Consider the following 17,972-nt stretch of genomic DNA (forward strand, 5'->3'; position numbering starts at 1 on the left):
TTTATTTGAATGATTTTTAGTTATTTCCAGCTGCAAATGTATGAAATTAATTTGAATATCCTAATTTTCTTAGGATTTCATCACTAATATCTATGCGTGGATTTGCAAATATTATACCTGTAGCAGAGGCTCTGTCGATAATCAAATCATATCCATGTTGCTGTGATATAGCTTTCACGGCTTCATAAATATCGTCCTGAATTGGAGTAATCAACTTGTCTCTCATCTTGGCTAATTCGCCTTCCGGACCGAAGTAGTTACGCTTCAACTCGGCTGCCGCTTTTTCTTTAGCTACGATTGCATCTTCTGTCTTTGTCTTTTGTGCGGCAGAAAGAGTGGAAGATTTTGCCTGGTAATCCTGGAACATCTTCTGTGCTTCTTTTGCCAGGGCTTCTACTTCGCTCTGGTATTTCTTCGTAGCTTCTTGCATTTGCTCATTAGCGCTTTGAGCTGCCGGAATATTCTTCATGATATATTCCGTATCGATCAGTGCAAACTTCTGTGCATTTGCCGCCATGCTGACAGCAAACAGCATCATGATTAATAGAACAGACTTTCTCATAACGTTTAGTTTTTGATGATACATTAGAATTCTTGTCCTAAGATAAAGTGGAATTGACTTCCTCCGTATTGTTTAGAACCAAATACTTTATCGAAACCGTAACCCCAGTCAATACCCATCATACCAATCATCGGCAGGAAGATACGAACACCGACACCGGCAGAACGTTTCAACTCGAATGGATTGAATTTCTTGATATCGTGCCATGCGTTACCAGCTTCTAGGAAACCTAACACATAAATGTTAGTACTTGTTTCCAGCATCAACGGATATCTTAATTCAATGCCGAGGCGTGCGTAAGCATAACCTTCAGATCCGTATGGAGTTAATGAGCTGTTTTCGTAACCGCGCAAAGCGATACTTTCAGTTGCATAAGTTGAATAACCGGTCATACCGTCACCACCCACGTCGAATGTTCCGAACGGAGATTTCTTGTATTGGTTGTAGTGACCTAACAAACCGAATTCAGTACGTGTCATTAACACCAGACATTTCGGATGTGCAATCGGGTCCATCAACGGAGTATACGTTTTGCCTTTGAATTTCCATTTGTGGTATTCTATCCATTTATGAAGTTTATTCATGTTGTCCTGGGTAATGCTACCTGTTTCAGGGTTACTATAATATCCCTTATAGTCTTTACCGTCCATCAATGAGTAAGGCGGTGTAAGCTGAACTGACAATGAAAAATCTGAACCTGAACGGGGGAAGATCGGGTTGTCAATAGAGTTACGTGCCAAAGTCAATGAAATGCTAAGGTCATTACATTTACCGTTGGTTACCGGGAAGTATTGCCAGTCGCTTAAGTTGTAGCGTTGGTAAGCTAATTCTGCAGAAAGAGTGAAATAGTCATCCGGCCATTTCAGACGTTTACCCCAACCTACGGAAAGTCCCCACATCTTGATAGACTTGTCCGGGTCATAATAGTTTTCGTAGTTGTTATAGTTACCGTAATTGTACATACCATAACCACCGTAACCACTATACATGCTGTTGTAGTAGTTGTTGAAATAGCTGGAATTGTAGTAACGGCTACTGATGTCTGTCTGTACAGAGAAGAATGCTGATACAGAGAATGAATTCGGACGTTTGCCGCCAAACCATGGATCGAAGAATGAAATACTGTATGATTGGTAGTATTTAGCATTCGTCTGTCCGCTGATGGTCAATGTCTGTCCGTCACCTTGCGGCAGGATACCACGGTAGTTTTCACCCGGGTGTAACAGGTTGGCTACGGAGAAGTTGGTAAACTTCAAACTCAACTTACCAATGATACCCGTTTGTCCCCAACCGGCAGAGAACTCTACCTGGTCGTTGGCTTTGGAAGTCAAAGGCAAACCTATGTCAACAGTTCCGTTCATCGGATCCGGTTGAATATCCGGTTGTAGTTTTTCCGGGTCAAAGTGTCCCATCTGCTGGATCTCACGCAAAGAACGCATCAAGTCTTCTTTGCTGAACAGCTGTCCCGGGCGGATACGCAGTTCACGGCGAACGACGTTTTCATACAAACGGTCGTTACCACTGATCTTAATCTTATTGATAGTAGCCTGACGACCTTCATAGATTCTCATTTCGAGGTCGATAGAGTCGCCTACGATATTTACTTCTACCGGATCAAGGTTGTAGAAGAGGTAACCGTTATTGTAATATAAGTTACCGATAGCATCGTCGTCTGTAGAAACACGCTCATTCAACAACTTCTGGTTGTATACATCGCCTTTCTTCATACGAAGCAGGAAGTTCAACTGTTCCGACGGATAAAGAGTATTACCTACCCATGTCACGTTACGGAGGTAGTATTTCTGACCTTCGTCTATATCCAAATATACATCTACCGTCTTTTCATCATATTGTGAAACGCTGTCTTTAACGATCATTGCATCACGATATCCCAGCTCATTATACTTGTCGATGATAAGTTGTTTATCTGCTTCAAAGTTTTCCGGCACGAATTTCTTGGTGCGGAACAAGTTTAGAAGTTTACCTTTTTCATTGGTTTTCTTCATTACTTTTTTCAGCTTGGAAGCCTTGATTGCAGTGTTTCCTGCAATGGTGATTTTGTGTACTTTGATTTTCTCCTTTTTGTCTATATCAATATCCACAATCACCTGATTCTCGCTGGAAGGATCGTCTTTCTGTGCGATGATTACTTCGGCATTTTTAAATCCCTTGTCATCAAAATAACGTTTAATCAATGTTTTGGCACGGTCTACGGTATTCGGAGTAATCTGCATACCTTTTACCATTCCTAGCTTGGCCTCAAGGTCGGTACGTTCTGACTTTTTCACACCGTGGTAGCGTACATCTGCGATACGTGGGCGTTGTGTCAGACTGATTTTTAACCAGATTTTGTTGCCTTCTATTTTCTCGGCTGTGATTTGTACATTTGAGAACAAACCATGACGCCAATAACGTTTGATTGCTCCAGTGATTTCGTCACCCGGCACAGTAATTGTTTGTCCTACCGATAGTCCGGATAGTCCAATCAATACATAGTCTTCATAATTCTTTACGCCTTCGACTTTAATATCTGCTATCTCATACTTTTTGGGTGTTCCGGAGTATAAGATGACAGGTTTTGAGTCTTCATCAGTGTTAGCATTTTGCGCAACGCCTGTTGTCGCAAAGCAGCACAGGCAGACAAACGTTATGAATATAAAGGAAATACGATAATGCATTTATGTTATAATTTGATGTTTCGAGTTATATTAGCTGATCTGTTCACTGGTTTTGCCGAATCGGCGTTCCCTTTGTTGGTATTCCCAAATGGCTTTGTAGAGTTCTTCTTTGTCGAAGTCCGGCCAGAAGGTATCACAAAAATAAAGCTCCGAATAAGCACATTGCCATAAGAGATAATTGCTTAACCGGATTTCTCCTCCCGTGCGGATCAGTAAATCCGGGTCGGGCATAAAATTAGTATCCAGATGAGATGAGATACACTCATCGGTTATTTGCTCGGGAGATATTTCTCCCGTTTTTACCTGCGTTGCTATTTGCCGTACCGCTTCTGTTATTTCCCAACGGGATGAGTAACTAAGAGCTAGTACCATATACATTCCACTATTCTTGGATGTGCGTTCTATACATGACGTCAAACTTTTCTGAACTTCAACCGGTAACTTCTTGAAATCACCGATTACGTTGAAGCGAATATTGTTCTTCATCAGTGTCTCTTCTTCAATAGATTCTAGCAATAGATTCATCAAAGCCGCTATCTCGTCTTGCGGCCGATTCCAGTTCTCGGTTGAGAAGGTATAAAGTGTCAGGTACTTAATCCCCAGTCTGGCAGCATCTTCAGTAATATTCTGTACCGTTTCTGCGCCAGCACGGTGACCGTAAGTACGTTCTTCCCCTCGTTGTTTTGCCCATCGTCCGTTTCCATCCATAATGATGGCTACGTGTTGTGGTATCCGAGTTTTGTCTATTTGTTCTATATAGGACATCTTTTTATTTTAAACGTATACGTTTTTATTTCTTGGCATTTGCCAAATCAAACCATAGCTGATTAAGACGACCACGCCATACCTCTGAATCATGCTCATATGTGCGTGGTTCAGTTGTGGTTGCCTTTGTACTTTCTTCTTTCTCTACCTCTTCTTCAAAACTTGCACTTCCTTTACTAAAGATAATCCATAGATTTTGAGTGTCAGGATCTAGTACCATTGAATAGTTGGTTTTGCCTCTGAATTCAGGATCTACATCGGGATCTGGAGTTCCTCCTTTGCTCCAATCTCTATGGGGGAAAGAGAACTTAGGATTCGCCTTTTTCCAGAATAATCCTTGATTGGAAACATAAATAGAACTGAAGTCTTGACCAAATATGTATACTAAGTCATTATAATATATAATAGATGGTTGAGTGTATTTAGGGCAGTATGCAACAGAGGAAGTAGTTGAGAACTCAACCCATTTGTTTCCGTTATATGCCCATACAATGGTCGTTTCTAATTTACTGTCATCAGCCAAAGTCGCAGTTTCTGTATCTCCTACTAGAAGGACTGAATTAATATTTGTCGAAGACTTATATACTGTATAGGATATATTTTTAGTTGGAAATTTAGATGGCACTTTTCCTCCATTTTCAGCTTTATCCAAAGTCTCTTTTGGTACATCATTTGTTTGATAATAGAAATAGCGTTGGTTATCTGCTCCTTTCTTTATATAACAAATTCTGCTGACATCGTTATTAGTCAATGTGGCTAGTAGCAATTCCACTCCCTCACCAAACATCGTTGATTCATTCCATTTTTCTCCATCTGCAGATTCATATACTTTACCATCACCATTGGAGGTGGCATATAACATGGTTCTGCTTCTGTTGAATTGGAAGGCAATGATAGAAGTCGGAAGTTTGCCTTTTGGTAATCCCTCTATTTCTTTATACTCCCAACTGCCAAAGTTTGTTAAAGAGTTTTTGTATGCATATAACTTTGTGCCAACTACAGAGTATGTGAGAACTTCACTTCCAAAAATAATAGATTTTTGTTCTCCTACAATTTGGTCATCTATTTTATTCATATATTTCCACCTTAACGAATCCGGATCATAGTCATGCACATTTACTTTGATCTTGTATTCCTTAGTCTGATTAGGAGATATACCCGCTAATGCTTCTGTTGACCATACTTTTATAGTAAGTTCTTTCCGAAGATCGATCGAATCATTGATGTTTAAAACGGAATCGTTTCCGCTTTTGTCCTTCATCGTAACGACACCTGATGCCGTTGTTAATGTTTTGATTAAAATCTTGTCAATGATGGTATCGGCATGAACAGGAAGAGAGTCTTCGTTATAGATTTCACGTGATAATTGGTCAATAGTGAATTTATAACTCCCAAGGCCTGCTGTGTCAAGTGCAAACGCATGTATAGTTGCATCCGGGCTATATTCGATGTTATTATCGTCATCAAGACATGACGTTATAACAAATGACACCATGAAAAAACTCGCAATGAATGATAAAAACTTTATTTTCATTTGAAAGATTGTGTTTATTTACAAGTTGCAAAAATAGAAACATTTTTTCCGATAATGAACATTACAGGTAAGTTTTATATAAAATTATAGATAATAACACTGTTTTTATCGACGTAAAACCCCCTGAATAGAACTATCTTAGCTATATTCGACGAACATAATGCCAAATTTGTCTTTCGAAGTGTTCTTCTATCGAATAACTAAAATTATCGTCCATTTGAGGTGCTTTAACACCGGAGTGTAACCGGCCGGGGCACTTTTCGATATAGGCTTCATCCCATAGCTCATTATCAATGAATGATTGCAGCAATTGTCTGCCTCCTTCCACCAATAATGATTGTATTTTTCGTTGATACAATGCTTCCATGATCTGTTTCAATGGGTTATGGTTAAAGTTGATGGTGATATATGTGATGTTCTTTTTTTCTGGCTGTTGCTTTTCAGTAAAGATAAATGTAGGCACGTTGCCATCGAATATTTGTAAATCATTAGGGAGGGATAGCGTGCGATCTAACACAACGCGTATCGGGTTGTGCCCATACCAGTTGCGTACCGTAAGTGACGGATTATCCAATAAAGTAGTTCGCCTGCCTACCATAATCGCATCCGCCTCCGCTCTTTTTTTATGCACTAACATGGAAGTAAGAGGAGAGGAGAGGACTACCGGTTTTCCGTCTGTACGTTCTATATCAATAAAGTGATCGGCTGATTCTGCCCATTTCAGTGTAATGAAAGGACGGTGAAGCGTATTAAAAGTGATAAAACGGCGAATCAGCGATTTACATTCTTCCTCTAATACACCAACTCTCACTTCTCGTCCGGCATCCCGTAATTTCTGAATTCCCCGTCCGGCCACTTCTGAAAAAGGGTCTTGGCAACCGATAACAATGCGTGGTATCTGCTTCTCTATAATAAGATCAGCACAAGGAGGCGTTTTCCCATAGTGGGAACAAGGCTCCAGACTGACATAAATCGTAGAACGTTTCAACAATGACTCATCTTTGACAGAACGGATCGCATTAACCTCCGCATGCGCCTCGCCACAGCGAATGTGGTAACCTTCGCCGATAATTCGCCCGTCACATACGATAACGGCCCCTACCATCGGGTTTGGAGATACGTTGCATAACCCATTCTTTGCAAGCTCAATGCAACGTCTCATGTATTTTTCTTCTTCCATTTTGGTGCTCTTCGCCATATTATTCTTACTTTTGCACTCCGAAATTGTGAAAATATGAATCGTATCACCGCTTACATTCGCCAATCTTTGCAGGAAATCTATCCACCGGAGGAGGTAAAAGCCCTTTCGATGCTGATTTGTTGCGACATGTTAGGTTTAGATGCGCTTGATATTTACATGGGCAAAGATATAATTTTATCCGAATGCAAACAGCGTGAATTAGAAAACATTATATTCCGTTTACAGAAAAATGAACCTATACAGTACATTCGTGGTATTGCGGAGTTTTGTGGAAGGAATTTTAAGGTTGCTTCCGGCGTACTGATTCCCCGGCCGGAGACCGCGGAGCTTGTGGAACTAATAGTAGAGGAGAATCCAAATGCTCGTCGTCTATTAGATATAGGTACGGGAAGCGGATGTATTGCGATCTCTTTGGATAAAAAACTTCCGGATGCAGAAGTAGAAGCTTGGGATATTTCGGAAGAAGCATTGGCTATTGCTCGTAAAAACAATGACGCCTTGGAAGCTCGGGTGAGATTTCTACAAAGAGATGTTCTGGCCGATGACTGGGAAAAGATACCGTCTTTCGATGTTATTGTCAGCAATCCGCCTTATGTGACCGAAACGGAAAAGAACGAAATGGACGCTAATGTCCTTGATTGGGAACCGGGGCTGGCCCTGTTTGTTCCTGACGAGGACCCTTTACGGTTTTATAATCGTATCGCCCGTCTGGGAAGTGAATTACTCTTGCCGGGTGGGAAACTTTATTTTGAAATCAACCAGGCCTATGGCCGGGAAACAGCACACATACTTGAAATGAACCAATATCGTGATGTTCGTGTTATAAAAGACATATTTGGAAAAGATAGAATAGTTACAGCTAACCGATGAGTGCACAATTAACTGATGAAGAGGCTTTGAATCGCGTAGCCTCTTACTGCTCCACTGCCGAGCATTGCCGGGCAGAAATAAATGAGAAGTTACAACGTTGGGGAATTGCCTATGATACCATTGCGCGTATTCTTGACCGACTGGAATCAGAGAAGTTTATCGATGATGAACGTTTCTGCAGAGCTTTTGTGAATGACAAGTTCCGCTTTGCCAAGTGGGGGAAAATGAAAATAGCCCAAGGGCTTTATATGAAGAAGATCCCATCTGATGTGGCATGGCGTTATCTGAACGAAATTGATGAAGAAGAATACCTTTCTATTCTGCGTGACCTGCTGGCTTCCAAACGGAAAAGTATCCATGCAGCAGACGATTATGAATTGAATGGAAAGCTGATGCGATTCGCTATGAGTCGTGGTTTTGAACTGAAAGATATTAAGCGTTGTATCGACATTCCCGATGAAGAGGAACAAATTGACTGAAAAAATAAACGGATTCTTCTTTTTATTCTCGTTCAATTTCTGTACTTTTGCGGCAAATAATTAATAGTTAGTTTAGTTATGAAAAACTTAGAGAGACTATTTGCGGAGAAACTGTTGAAGATTAAAGCTATTAAACTTCAACCCGCTAACCCTTTTACATGGGCTTCTGGATGGAAATCCCCCTTTTACTGTGACAACCGTAAAACTCTGTCCTATCCTTCTCTTCGTAATTTTGTGAAGATTGAAATTACACGTCTGATATTGGAACGATTCGGACAGGTGGATGCGATTGCTGGTGTGGCTACAGGTGCTATCCCGCAGGGAGCTTTAGTGGCTGATGCATTGAATCTACCGTTCGTGTATGTTCGTTCTACCCCCAAAGATCATGGATTGGAGAACCTGATTGAAGGTGAACTTCGTCCGGGTATGAAAGTCGTAGTCGTCGAGGATTTGATTTCTACAGGTGGTAGTAGTTTGAAGGCTGTTGAAGCAATTCGTCGCGATGGTTGCGAAGTAATCGGTATGGTTGCAGCTTATACGTATGGATTCCCGGTAGCAGAAGAGGCATTCAAAAATGCGAAGGTGACTTTGGTAACGTTGACCAATTATGAAGCAGTGCTTGATGTTGCTCTTCGTACAGGTTATATTGAAAAAGAAGACATACAGACATTGAACGAATGGCGTAAAGACCCTGCTCATTGGGATGCTGGAAAATAAGATTCATTTTTTGATCAAACATATTTGGTAAAAAGAACTGTTCGGACAATATTTGGCCGGATTGTTCTTTTTTTGTTTTATACTAATAGAAGTTTATGAGTAATTTTGAGAGTAGTGTCAAGGTAATACCTTACAGCCAGGAGCGCGTATATAATAAACTTTCGGATTTAAGTAATCTGGAAGCAGTCAAAGACCGTTTGCCAAAAGATAAGGTGCAGGATTTGAGTTTTGATTCGGACACGTTGAGTTTTAGTGTTTCCCCTATTGGACAATTGACTTTGCAAATTGTAGAGCGCGATCCTTGTAAATGTATAAAGTTGGCAACAACTAACTCTCCTCTTCCCTTTAATATGTGGATTCAACTGGTTGAAACTGCAGAAGAAGAGTGTAAAGTGAAGGTTACTATCGGAATGGATCTTAATCCATTTATGAAAGCAATGGTGCAGAAACCTCTCCAGGAAGGTTTGGAGAAGATGGTTGATATGTTGGCAGTTATTGAATATTAAACTTTTTTTTATGGCACAGAAACTTTGGGAGAAGTCCGTACAGGTAAATAAGGATATCGAACGTTTCACAGTAGGTCGTGATCGTGAGATGGATCTTTATTTGGCCAAGCATGATGTGCTTGGTTCTATGGCTCATATTACGATGCTTGAAAGCATTGGGTTGTTGACAAAAGAAGAACTGGACCAGTTGCTGGTGGAATTGAAGAGTATTTATGCCTCGGCCGAAAAAGGCGAATTTGTGATAGAAGACGGGGTGGAAGATGTACATTCGCAGGTAGAATTGATGTTGACCCGTCGTTTGGGTGATATCGGAAAGAAAATACATAGTGGCCGTTCCAGAAATGATCAGGTTCTCTTGGACTTGAAACTTTTTACCCGTACGCAAATTAAAGAGGTTGCCGAGGCAGTAGAACAACTATTTCATGTCTTGATCCGTCAGAGCGAACGATATAAAAACGTTTTGATGCCGGGATATACACACCTGCAGATTGCAATGCCTTCTTCTTTTGGCTTGTGGTTTGGTGCCTACGCCGAGAGTCTTATGGACGATATGCTGTTTTTGCAGGCAGCATTTAAAATGTGTAATCGTAATCCGTTAGGTTCAGCAGCCGGATATGGTTCGTCTTTTCCTTTGAACCGTACCATGACGACTGACTTATTAGGTTTTGATTCAATGAATTACAATGTTGTGTATGCTCAAATGGGGCGTGGAAAGATGGAACGCAATGTTGCTTTTGCATTGGCTACGATTGCCGGAACAATCTCCAAATTAGCTTTTGACGCCTGTATGTTTAACAGTCAAAACTTCGGTTTCGTCAAGTTGCCCGATGACTGCACTACAGGATCCAGCATTATGCCTCATAAGAAGAATCCTGATGTGTTTGAACTGACACGTGCTAAATGCAATAAATTGCAATCGCTTCCCCAACAGATTATGATGATTGCGAACAATCTGCCTTCCGGCTATTTTCGTGATTTGCAGATTATCAAAGAAGTTTTCCTTCCTGCTTTTCAGGAACTGAAAGACTGTTTGCAGATGACAACCTATATCATGAATGAAATAAAGGTAAATGAACATATTCTTGATGATGACAAATACCTTCTTATTTTTAGTGTGGAAGAGGTAAATCGTTTGGCACGTGAAGGTATGCCTTTCCGTGATGCATATAAAAAGGTAGGTTTGGATATTGAAGCAGGTAAATTCTCGCATACTAAAGAAGTACACCATACTCATGAAGGTAGTATTGGTAACCTTTGTAATGCAGAAATCTCCGCATTGATGCAGCAAGTGATTGATGGATTCAACTTTTGTGGAATGGAGAAAGCGGAGAAAGCACTGCTTGGAAGATAAAATAAACTTTCGGAGGATAGTTTTTTAAACTTTCCTCCGAAAAGATTTGGCAGAAACAAGTAAACTACTTATCTTTGCACCCGTTGAAAAAACGCGGAAATAGCTCAGTTGGTAGAGCATAACCTTGCCAAGGTTAGGGTCGCGAGTTCGAGTCTCGTTTTCCGCTCTTTCTTTGAAAGGATGCTCGAATGGTGGAATGGTAGACACGAAGGACTTAAAATCCTTTGGCCATTGCGGCTGTGCGGGTTCAAGTCCCGCTTCGAGTACGAGTATTCTTTATAAGGCTTCATGAATCATTGATTCATGAAGCCTTTTTATTTTTATGGGTGTATAATATACATTTTATTTATTTTCTGGAAAGCTCTATATGATAGCTGCTTGGAAGAAATAAACCAAAAAAGAGTTATAATATTTTTTTATTGTGTTATTAATCTTTTATTTTGCTTTTAGATTATGATTTAATGTATAATATTATATTGAATCATTCCTTAGACCTAAATATATGTAATATTTGATTTAACCGCTAACACTGAAAAATACTAGAGAGATGGAGAATAATGACAGGCAGATTGAATTAAAGTTTCAGAGGTTTTTCACTGTAAATTTTCCAAAGGTAAAGAACTTTGCTCAAATGCTGCTAAAATCGGAAGCGGATGCAGAAGATGTGGCTCAAGATGTTTTCTGTAAGCTCTGGTTGCAGCCTGAGTTGTGGCTGGATAATGATAAAGAACTAGACAATTATATTTTTATAATGACTAGAAATATAGTTCTGAATATCTTTAAACATCAACAGGTAGAACAGGAATATCAGTCGGAAGTTATAGAGAAGACTCTTCTTTATGAATTAACAGAAAAGGAAGAGATCTTGAATAACGTATATTATAAGGAGATGTTGATGATTATTCAACTCACCCTGGAGAAAATGCCGAAGCGTCGGAGGTTGATATTCGAACTTAGTCGTTTCAGGGGATTAAGTCATAAAGAAATAGCTGATAAACTCGATGTTTCTATCCGAACAATAGAGCATCAGGTTTATTTGGCATTGATCGAATTAAAGAAGGTACTCCTCTTTTTTATTTTTTTTCTCTAATATTTTTAAGTAGTATGTATGTAGTAGTTGTATTTAGTGTATAAAGCCCAAAAAAGAAAGAAAAAGATTCATGAAAAATTATATTCAACAACTCGTAGAATTATTCGGCCATAATAGCTATTCAGCCGGAACACAGAAGAAAGTGCAACAGTGGTTGGCTGATGAGGAGCATGTTGATGAAAAGAGTGAGGCTCTTCGTGAGCTTTGGAAACAAGCAGGAGAGCAGAAAGTGCCTGATGGCATGCAACAATCAATACAACGAATGCGGCAGAATCTGGGAATGCAGTCTATCACTTCACGTAGAAATTACCAGTTACTTATATGGAGAGCTGCAGCTATTTTCTTGTTAGCAGTCTCATCCGTTTCTATTTATTTGATGTTGGAAAAGGAACGGCCGGAAAAAGATTTAGTTGAATGCTATATACCGACAGCGGAAATTCGTGAACTTACATTACCGGATGGTACAAATGTCATGCTGAATTCGAAGAGTATACTACTATATCCGGAAAAATTTACAGGAGAGACTAGAAGCGTATATTTGATTGGTGAGGCCAACTTTAAAGTGAAACCGGATAAGAAGCATCCTTTCATTGTAAAGGCCAATGATTATCAAGTTACTGCTTTAGGTACTGAATTTAATGTAAATGCTTATCCGGAAAATAGCGAACTGATGGCTACTTTGCTGGAAGGTAGTGTGAAAGTTGAATTCAATAACTTGCTGTCCAATATTATTTTAAAGCCTAATGAACAGTTGGTATATGACAAACATACGAAAGCGCACAATCTGCGGATGCCTGAGATAGATGATGTGACGGCATGGCAACGTGGGGAATTGGTTTTTAGTAATATGTATCTGGAGGATATTTTTACAAGTCTTGAACGCAAATTTCCTTATGCTTTTGTATATAGCCTTCATAGCTTGAAAAAGAATACATATAGTTTCCGCTTCTCCAAACAGGCGAATCTGGAGGAAGTTATGAAGATTATATCGCAAGTTGTAGGAAATGTAAACTATGTTATCAAGGGAAATAAGTGCTATGTAACTAGTAAAGAATAAATATATTGTAGAACCTTTTAAATTTAATACGTAATGCAAAAAAATACCCGGAAGGAATGGCCGTTCCTCCCGGATATGAAATCAATCTCTTTTAATATTAGCGTAATATTGACGCTATTCTGAATGATCCTAGAATAATAACCAATTAACTAATACTAAAGATGCTACAAATCTACGAAAAAATAGCAGAAAAAATAGCTCATAAGCGGGTCTTTCTCACTTTTTTAAGTCTTATTCTTATACAGACTTTCGCTTTGGCTCAAAATGATAGTAAAATAACTATCCAGCAGAAGAACATCACTGTCATTGATGCCTTAAAAACTGTGGAAAAACAGTCCAAAAAGTCTATAAATTATAGTGATTCCGAATTAAAAGGAAAAGTAATAGCCCAGTTAAACTTGCAGAATGCATCCCTCGAGACCGCACTTGATACCATCTTAAAAGGGACGGGCTTTTCATTCCAGATTCAAGGTAACTACATCATAATAGCTGAAAAGAAGCCTGTAGTTGCACAAACCCTTAAAAATATCAAAGGAAAGGTTACTGATGAAAGCGGTGAACCGTTGATTGGAGTAAATATATCTGTGGATGGTAGTTCTACAGGTACGATTACCGATTTCGATGGTAACTTTACGATCAAGGCGGCAGAGAAATCTATTCTCAAAGTATCTTATATCGGATATGCTGCACAGATAATTCCTGTTTCCAAGAAAGATTTCTATCCGGTTGTAATGAAGCAGGATACAGAAGTGCTCGATGAAGTTGTTGTGACGGCATTGGGTATCAAACGTGCAGAAAAGGCGTTGTCTTACAATGTACAACAAGTCAAGGGAGATGCTCTGACTACAGTAAAAGATGCTAACTTCGTAAACTCGCTGAACGGTAAGATAGCCGGAGTGAGTATTAACAAAAGTGCTAGTGGAGTTGGTGGTGCGACACGTGTTGTAATGCGTGGTGCAAAATCTATTGAAGGTGATAACAATGCTTTGTATGTGGTGGACGGTATTCCTTTGTTCAATACCAATATGGGAAATACCGACAGTGGTATTATGGGTGAAGGTAAGGCCGGAACAGAAGGAATCGCCGACTTCAATCCCGAAGATATTGAAAGTCTTTCTGTTTTGAGTGGTCCTTCGGCTGCTGCGTTGTATGGTAGTAGTGCCGCTAACGGTGTAATTTTGATTACCACTAAAAAAGGAAAAGAAGGAAAACTTTCAGTGCAGTTCTCTTCTTCTTCAGAGTTCAGCAAAGCTTATATGACTCCTGAGTTTCAAAATACGTATGGTAACAAAAAAGATATGTATGAAAGCTGGGGTGAGAAACTGTTGACTCCTACAAGTTATGATCCTAAGAAGGATTTCTTTAATACCGGAACAAACTTTATTAATTCGGTTACGTTGACCACCGGTACGAAATCGAATCAGACTTTTGCTTCTGTTTCTTCTACCAATTCCAAAGGTATTGTACCTAATAATGAATATGATCGTTTGAATTTCACAATCCGTAATACGGCAACTTTCCTTAATGATAAATTACAACTCGATTTAGGTGCGTCGTATGTGAAACAGAAAGACAAGAATATGGTATCGCAAGGACAATATTGGAATCCGGTGATGGCCGCCTATTTGTTCCCTCGTGGTGAAGACTTTGATGGAATTAAGTCATTCGAACATTTCGATGAAAGTCGCCAACTTCCGGTTCAGTATTGGCCGGTGGCAGATCCGGTATATGCTTCACAGAACCCTTACTGGACTGCTTATCGCAATGTAGCTACGAATGAAAAGAGTCGTTATATGTTCAACGTAGGGTTGACTTATAATATTACCGATTGGTTGAATGCGACAGCCCGTTTCAGAATGGATGACACACATGTATTGTTTGAACGCAAGATTTACGCTTCATCCGACGATAAATTTGCGGAAGGAAAGAAAGGACTGTATGGATACAATAACTATGAAGACCGTCAGGAATATGCCGACTTTATGTTGAACGTAAATAAACATATAGCTGATTTCAGTATTTCTGCCAATGCGGGTTGGAACTATTCTAACTATTGGGCATTGGAGAGAGGATACAAAGGGACATTATTGGGAGTGCCCAATAAATTTGCGGCTTCTAATATCGATCCGGCTAATGGTCGTATCTCAGAAAAGGGTGGTGATAGTCGTGTACGTAATCATGCTGTTTTTGCCAATTTGGAACTTGGTTGGAAGAGTATGCTTTATTTGACGCTGACCGGACGTAATGACTGGAATTCACGTTTGGTGAATACCGATGAAGAATCTTTCTTCTATCCCTCAATCGGTCTGTCCGGGATTATTTCCGAGATGGTCAAATTGCCCGAATTTATCTCTTACCTGAAAGTTCGCGGTTCGTATACGGAAGTCGGTGCGCCTGTATCCCGTTCGGGACTGACTCCGGGTACGGTAACTACCCCTATTGTGGGTGGTGCATTAGATCCTACCGGTATCTATCCGTTTACTGATTTCAAGGCAGAGCGTACAAAGTCATACGAATTTGGATTAAGTCTGAAGTTGTGGAATAAATTAAGTGCGGAGGTAACCTACTATCATTCTAATACATACAATCAGACCTTCTTGGGTGATCTTCCGGAATATACCGGATACAAGCAGATTTATTTGCAGGCCGGTAATGTGGAAAATCGTGGTTGGGAGGCTTCATTAAGCTATTCCGATCGGTTTAAGTTCGGATTAGGAATCTCTTCAACATTGACATTCTCTCGAAATATAAACGAGATTAAGGAGATGGTTGAAAACTATCATACGGATTTGATGGATGAACCGATTAATATTCCGGAGGTTTTGAAGGATGGTGGTCGTGTCATCTTGAAAGAAGGCGGAAGTATCCACGATATTTATGCCAACACCTTCTTGAAGAAAGACCACCTGGGATATGTTGAGGTAAAGAGCGACGGAACCTTTGGAATGGAAAAGGGGGAACCTGTTTATTTGGGAAAAACTTCTCCTGACTTTAATCTGGGATGGAGTAATATGTTGACATACAAAGGCTTTGGACTCGGGTTCCAGATCAACGGGCGTTTTGGTGGTGTGGTGACCTCTTCTACAGAGGCATTGCTTGATCGTTACGGTGTGTCCAAACGTTCGGCTGAGGCTCGTGAAGCGGGAGGCGTATTGTTGAAGGGACAAGGTCTGGTAGATGCGAAGTCTTATTATCAGATGACAGGTACGGGAAATTATGAAACTTCCGGTTACTATGTATACAGTGCCACCAATATTCGTTTGCAAGAACTTACCTTTAGCTATACTATGCCTAATAAGTGGTTTGGTAACGTGTTGAAAGATGTTACAGTTTCGTTTATAGCCAACAATCCTTGGATGTTGTATTGCGAAGCTCCGTTCGATCCGGAACTGACTCCTTCCACTAGTACTTACGGACAAGGTAATGATTATTTTATGCAACCGAGTGTTCGTAGCTTTGGCTTCGGTATTAAATTTAAATTATAATACACCTTCTTTATTATGAGAAAAATGAATCATTTTAAACTATTAGCGGTGATATGCGCAATGGCGCTATTTGCCTCATGCAATTTTGAAGAAATCAATACCAACCAATTTGAGATGAGCGACGGAGAAGGTGCGATGGATGGTTTTGAAGTCGGAGGGCTGATTACAGCTATGCAACGGACAGTGATTCCCGTAGGCACACAGGCTGATGATACAGATGTTATCAATGAATATCAAATAGCTTATCATCTGTCGGCCGATAATTGGAGTGGATTTTTTGGCGAGAACAACAGTAACGGTTGGAACGCAGGTAGTAACAATACTACTTATTATTTGTTGGACAATTGGATAAAAGCGACCTATACACAGTCTTATACCAATGCTCTTGATCCTTGGAAGAAATTGAAAATAGCGTCCGAGAAAAATGGTACGCCCGAAGTCTTTGCTTTGGCTCAAATTCTGAAGATTTCCGCTTGGCACAAGACACTTGAAAGTTTCGGTCCGATGCCTTATTCTCATGCGGCGGACGCTACAATGAACATTCCGTTCGATTCGGAGAAAGAGGTGTATACGGCGATGTTTGAAGAATTGACCGCAGCCATTGAAGAATTAACGGAAAAGGCGGAAAATGGGGTGAATGTAATGGGCGCTTATGATGCGGTATATGCCGGAGATGCTACCAAATGGGTGAAATACGGCAATTCGCTGATGCTTCGTTTGGCTATGCGTGTCCGCTTCGCTGATGCGGAACTGGCGAAAAAGTATGCTACTCAAGCAGTGAATCATTCTATTGGCGTGATGACGGCTAAGGATGATGCGGCTCAAATGAGTCAAGGAGCGGGTATGACTTTCCGCAACAACATTGAATGGTTGGCAGGCAACTATAATGAAGCTCGTATGGGTTCTTCCATCTTTTCTTATCTGATGGGATATGAAGACCCGCGTTTGAGCGTTTATTTTTTGCCGATGGATGGTAATGCCTCTTATGGTGTTGAGGCTTTCGACGGAAAAACGTATCAAGCGGTGCCGGCAGGGCATGCCAATGCGCAGAATGACATCTACAAATCTTGCTCAAAGCCCAATATTCAAAGTGGAACTCCTACATATTGGCTGCGTGCATCGGAAGTTTATTTTTTGCGTGCGGAAGCAGCTTTAGTGTGGGAAGGTTTCGGCAGTGCGAATTCATGGTATAAACAGGGCATTGATATGTCTTTTCAGGAGAATGGTGTGACCGATCCTGTAGACGATTATATGAATTCCAATTTGTCACCTCGGGCATATGTTTTTTCCCATTATCAGTATGGGCAAACACTTTCTGCTCCGTGTGAGACTACTGCCAAGTTTGAAGGAACAACAGAGCAGAAGTTGGAAAAAATTATGATTCAGAAGTGGATTGCTTTGTTTCCTAACGGACAGGAAGCGTGGACGGAATGGAGAAGAACCGGTTATCCGAAGTTGAATGTCATTAAGACTTTGAAAGGAGCAGTGCAAGGCGCAACTCTTGAGGGCGGTATTCGCCGTATGATTTATCCTACCAGTTTTTCTCAGACTAACGAGGGAAAGGCTATTTATGAAGCAGCCTTGAAGTTGTTCAATAACGGTGCAGGTGGCGAAGATAAGTCTTCTACCCGTTTGTGGTGGGATTGTAAGAGATAACCTACATGTATCATTTTAATA

The 17,972-nt window shown here is 40.3% G+C and carries 14 protein-coding genes and 2 tRNA genes; 11 read left to right on the forward strand and 5 right to left on the reverse strand.

Features of this window, described 5'->3' with window-relative positions:
• Positions 1–46: 46 nt before the first annotated feature.
• From KTR06_RS01915 to ribD, 5 genes are all read right to left on the reverse strand, one after another.
• Positions 47–562 carry an OmpH family outer membrane protein gene (locus tag KTR06_RS01915; RefSeq protein WP_008776422.1) on the reverse strand — a complete coding sequence of 172 codons (516 nt, stop codon included), beginning with the start codon at positions 560–562 and terminating at the stop codon, positions 47–49.
• Between the two features lie 23 nt (positions 563–585).
• On the reverse strand, positions 586–3,240 hold the full coding sequence (bamA, locus tag KTR06_RS01920) for an outer membrane protein assembly factor BamA (protein WP_004313003.1): 2,655 nt from the start codon (positions 3,238–3,240) through the stop codon (positions 586–588).
• A 30-nt stretch (positions 3,241–3,270) separates the two neighbouring features.
• Positions 3,271–4,005 (reverse strand): isoprenyl transferase, encoded by a 735-nt coding sequence (locus KTR06_RS01925; RefSeq protein ID WP_004313004.1) that lies wholly within the window; start codon positions 4,003–4,005, stop codon positions 3,271–3,273.
• A gap of 25 nt (positions 4,006–4,030) precedes the next feature.
• Positions 4,031–5,539, reverse strand: coding sequence for a DUF6242 domain-containing protein (locus KTR06_RS01930; RefSeq protein WP_217289904.1), 1,509 nt, complete (start codon positions 5,537–5,539; stop codon positions 4,031–4,033).
• 142 nt (positions 5,540–5,681) lie between these two features.
• Positions 5,682–6,737 (reverse strand): bifunctional diaminohydroxyphosphoribosylaminopyrimidine deaminase/5-amino-6-(5-phosphoribosylamino)uracil reductase RibD, encoded by a 1,056-nt coding sequence (gene ribD / locus KTR06_RS01935; RefSeq protein WP_055235907.1) that lies wholly within the window; start codon positions 6,735–6,737, stop codon positions 5,682–5,684.
• A gap of 36 nt (positions 6,738–6,773) precedes the next feature.
• On the opposite strand from ribD, the gene prmC reads away from it, so the two are divergent.
• The 11 genes from prmC to KTR06_RS01990 all read left to right on the forward strand — a co-directional run bounded on the left by prmC (position 6,774) and on the right by KTR06_RS01990 (position 17,951).
• A complete protein-coding gene (gene prmC / locus KTR06_RS01940; protein ID WP_055235906.1) occupies positions 6,774–7,610 on the forward strand; it encodes a peptide chain release factor N(5)-glutamine methyltransferase in 837 nt (278 codons plus the stop codon).
• A complete protein-coding gene (locus tag KTR06_RS01945) occupies positions 7,607–8,089 on the forward strand; it encodes a regulatory protein RecX (RefSeq protein WP_004299786.1) in 483 nt (160 codons plus the stop codon). The genes prmC and KTR06_RS01945 overlap by 4 nt, the downstream gene beginning before the upstream one ends.
• A gap of 78 nt (positions 8,090–8,167) precedes the next feature.
• Positions 8,168–8,806: an orotate phosphoribosyltransferase gene (gene pyrE, locus KTR06_RS01950; protein WP_004313008.1), complete on the forward strand. Its 639-nt coding sequence runs from the start codon at positions 8,168–8,170 to the stop codon at positions 8,804–8,806.
• A gap of 95 nt (positions 8,807–8,901) precedes the next feature.
• On the forward strand, positions 8,902–9,312 hold the full coding sequence (locus tag KTR06_RS01955) for an SRPBCC family protein (RefSeq protein WP_008024483.1): 411 nt from the start codon (positions 8,902–8,904) through the stop codon (positions 9,310–9,312).
• A gap of 10 nt (positions 9,313–9,322) precedes the next feature.
• A complete protein-coding gene (gene argH, locus KTR06_RS01960) occupies positions 9,323–10,663 on the forward strand; it encodes an argininosuccinate lyase (RefSeq protein WP_004305025.1) in 1,341 nt (446 codons plus the stop codon).
• Between the two features lie 93 nt (positions 10,664–10,756).
• Positions 10,757–10,829: transfer RNA gene (locus KTR06_RS01965), tRNA-Gly, on the forward strand.
• A gap of 16 nt (positions 10,830–10,845) precedes the next feature.
• A tRNA-Leu gene (locus KTR06_RS01970) sits at positions 10,846–10,929 on the forward strand.
• Positions 10,930–11,210: 281 nt separating this feature from the next.
• Entirely contained in the window at positions 11,211–11,753 is a 543-nt protein-coding gene (locus KTR06_RS01975) for an RNA polymerase sigma-70 factor (protein ID WP_004314638.1), read from the forward strand.
• Positions 11,754–11,823: 70 nt separating this feature from the next.
• Positions 11,824–12,810: a FecR family protein gene (locus KTR06_RS01980; protein WP_008645190.1), complete on the forward strand. Its 987-nt coding sequence runs from the start codon at positions 11,824–11,826 to the stop codon at positions 12,808–12,810.
• 161 nt (positions 12,811–12,971) lie between these two features.
• Entirely contained in the window at positions 12,972–16,295 is a 3,324-nt protein-coding gene (locus tag KTR06_RS01985) for a TonB-dependent receptor (protein WP_121960432.1), read from the forward strand.
• A gap of 15 nt (positions 16,296–16,310) precedes the next feature.
• Entirely contained in the window at positions 16,311–17,951 is a 1,641-nt protein-coding gene (locus KTR06_RS01990) for a SusD/RagB family nutrient-binding outer membrane lipoprotein (protein ID WP_195401444.1), read from the forward strand.
• Positions 17,952–17,972 lie beyond the last annotated feature (21 nt).

Source organism: Bacteroides sp. MSK.20.12 (assembly GCF_019052435.1).
In the GTDB taxonomy this organism is placed as follows: domain Bacteria; phylum Bacteroidota; class Bacteroidia; order Bacteroidales; family Bacteroidaceae; genus Bacteroides; species Bacteroides xylanisolvens.

Bases quoted from the DNA above. Each gene is read 5' to 3' on its own strand.
- KTR06_RS01985 (WP_121960432.1), top strand. From the start codon at position 12,972: ATGCTACAAATCTACGAAAAAATAGCAGAAAAAATAGCTCATAAGCGG.
- KTR06_RS01945 (WP_004299786.1), top strand. From the start codon at position 7,607: ATGAGTGCACAATTAACTGATGAAGAGGCTTTGAATCGCGTAGCCTCT.
- KTR06_RS01980 (WP_008645190.1), top strand. From the start codon at position 11,824: ATGAAAAATTATATTCAACAACTCGTAGAATTATTCGGCCATAATAGC.
- pyrE (WP_004313008.1), top strand. From the start codon at position 8,168: ATGAAAAACTTAGAGAGACTATTTGCGGAGAAACTGTTGAAGATTAAA.
- KTR06_RS01955 (WP_008024483.1), top strand. From the start codon at position 8,902: ATGAGTAATTTTGAGAGTAGTGTCAAGGTAATACCTTACAGCCAGGAG.
- argH (WP_004305025.1), top strand. From the start codon at position 9,323: ATGGCACAGAAACTTTGGGAGAAGTCCGTACAGGTAAATAAGGATATC.
- KTR06_RS01990 (WP_195401444.1), top strand. From the start codon at position 16,311: ATGAGAAAAATGAATCATTTTAAACTATTAGCGGTGATATGCGCAATG.
- KTR06_RS01915 (WP_008776422.1), bottom strand. From the start codon at position 562: ATGAGAAAGTCTGTTCTATTAATCATGATGCTGTTTGCTGTCAGCATG.
- bamA (WP_004313003.1), bottom strand. From the start codon at position 3,240: ATGCATTATCGTATTTCCTTTATATTCATAACGTTTGTCTGCCTGTGC.
- KTR06_RS01925 (WP_004313004.1), bottom strand. From the start codon at position 4,005: ATGTCCTATATAGAACAAATAGACAAAACTCGGATACCACAACACGTA.
- ribD (WP_055235907.1), bottom strand. From the start codon at position 6,737: ATGGCGAAGAGCACCAAAATGGAAGAAGAAAAATACATGAGACGTTGC.
- KTR06_RS01975 (WP_004314638.1), top strand. From the start codon at position 11,211: ATGGAGAATAATGACAGGCAGATTGAATTAAAGTTTCAGAGGTTTTTC.
- prmC (WP_055235906.1), top strand. From the start codon at position 6,774: ATGAATCGTATCACCGCTTACATTCGCCAATCTTTGCAGGAAATCTAT.
- KTR06_RS01930 (WP_217289904.1), bottom strand. From the start codon at position 5,539: ATGAAAATAAAGTTTTTATCATTCATTGCGAGTTTTTTCATGGTGTCA.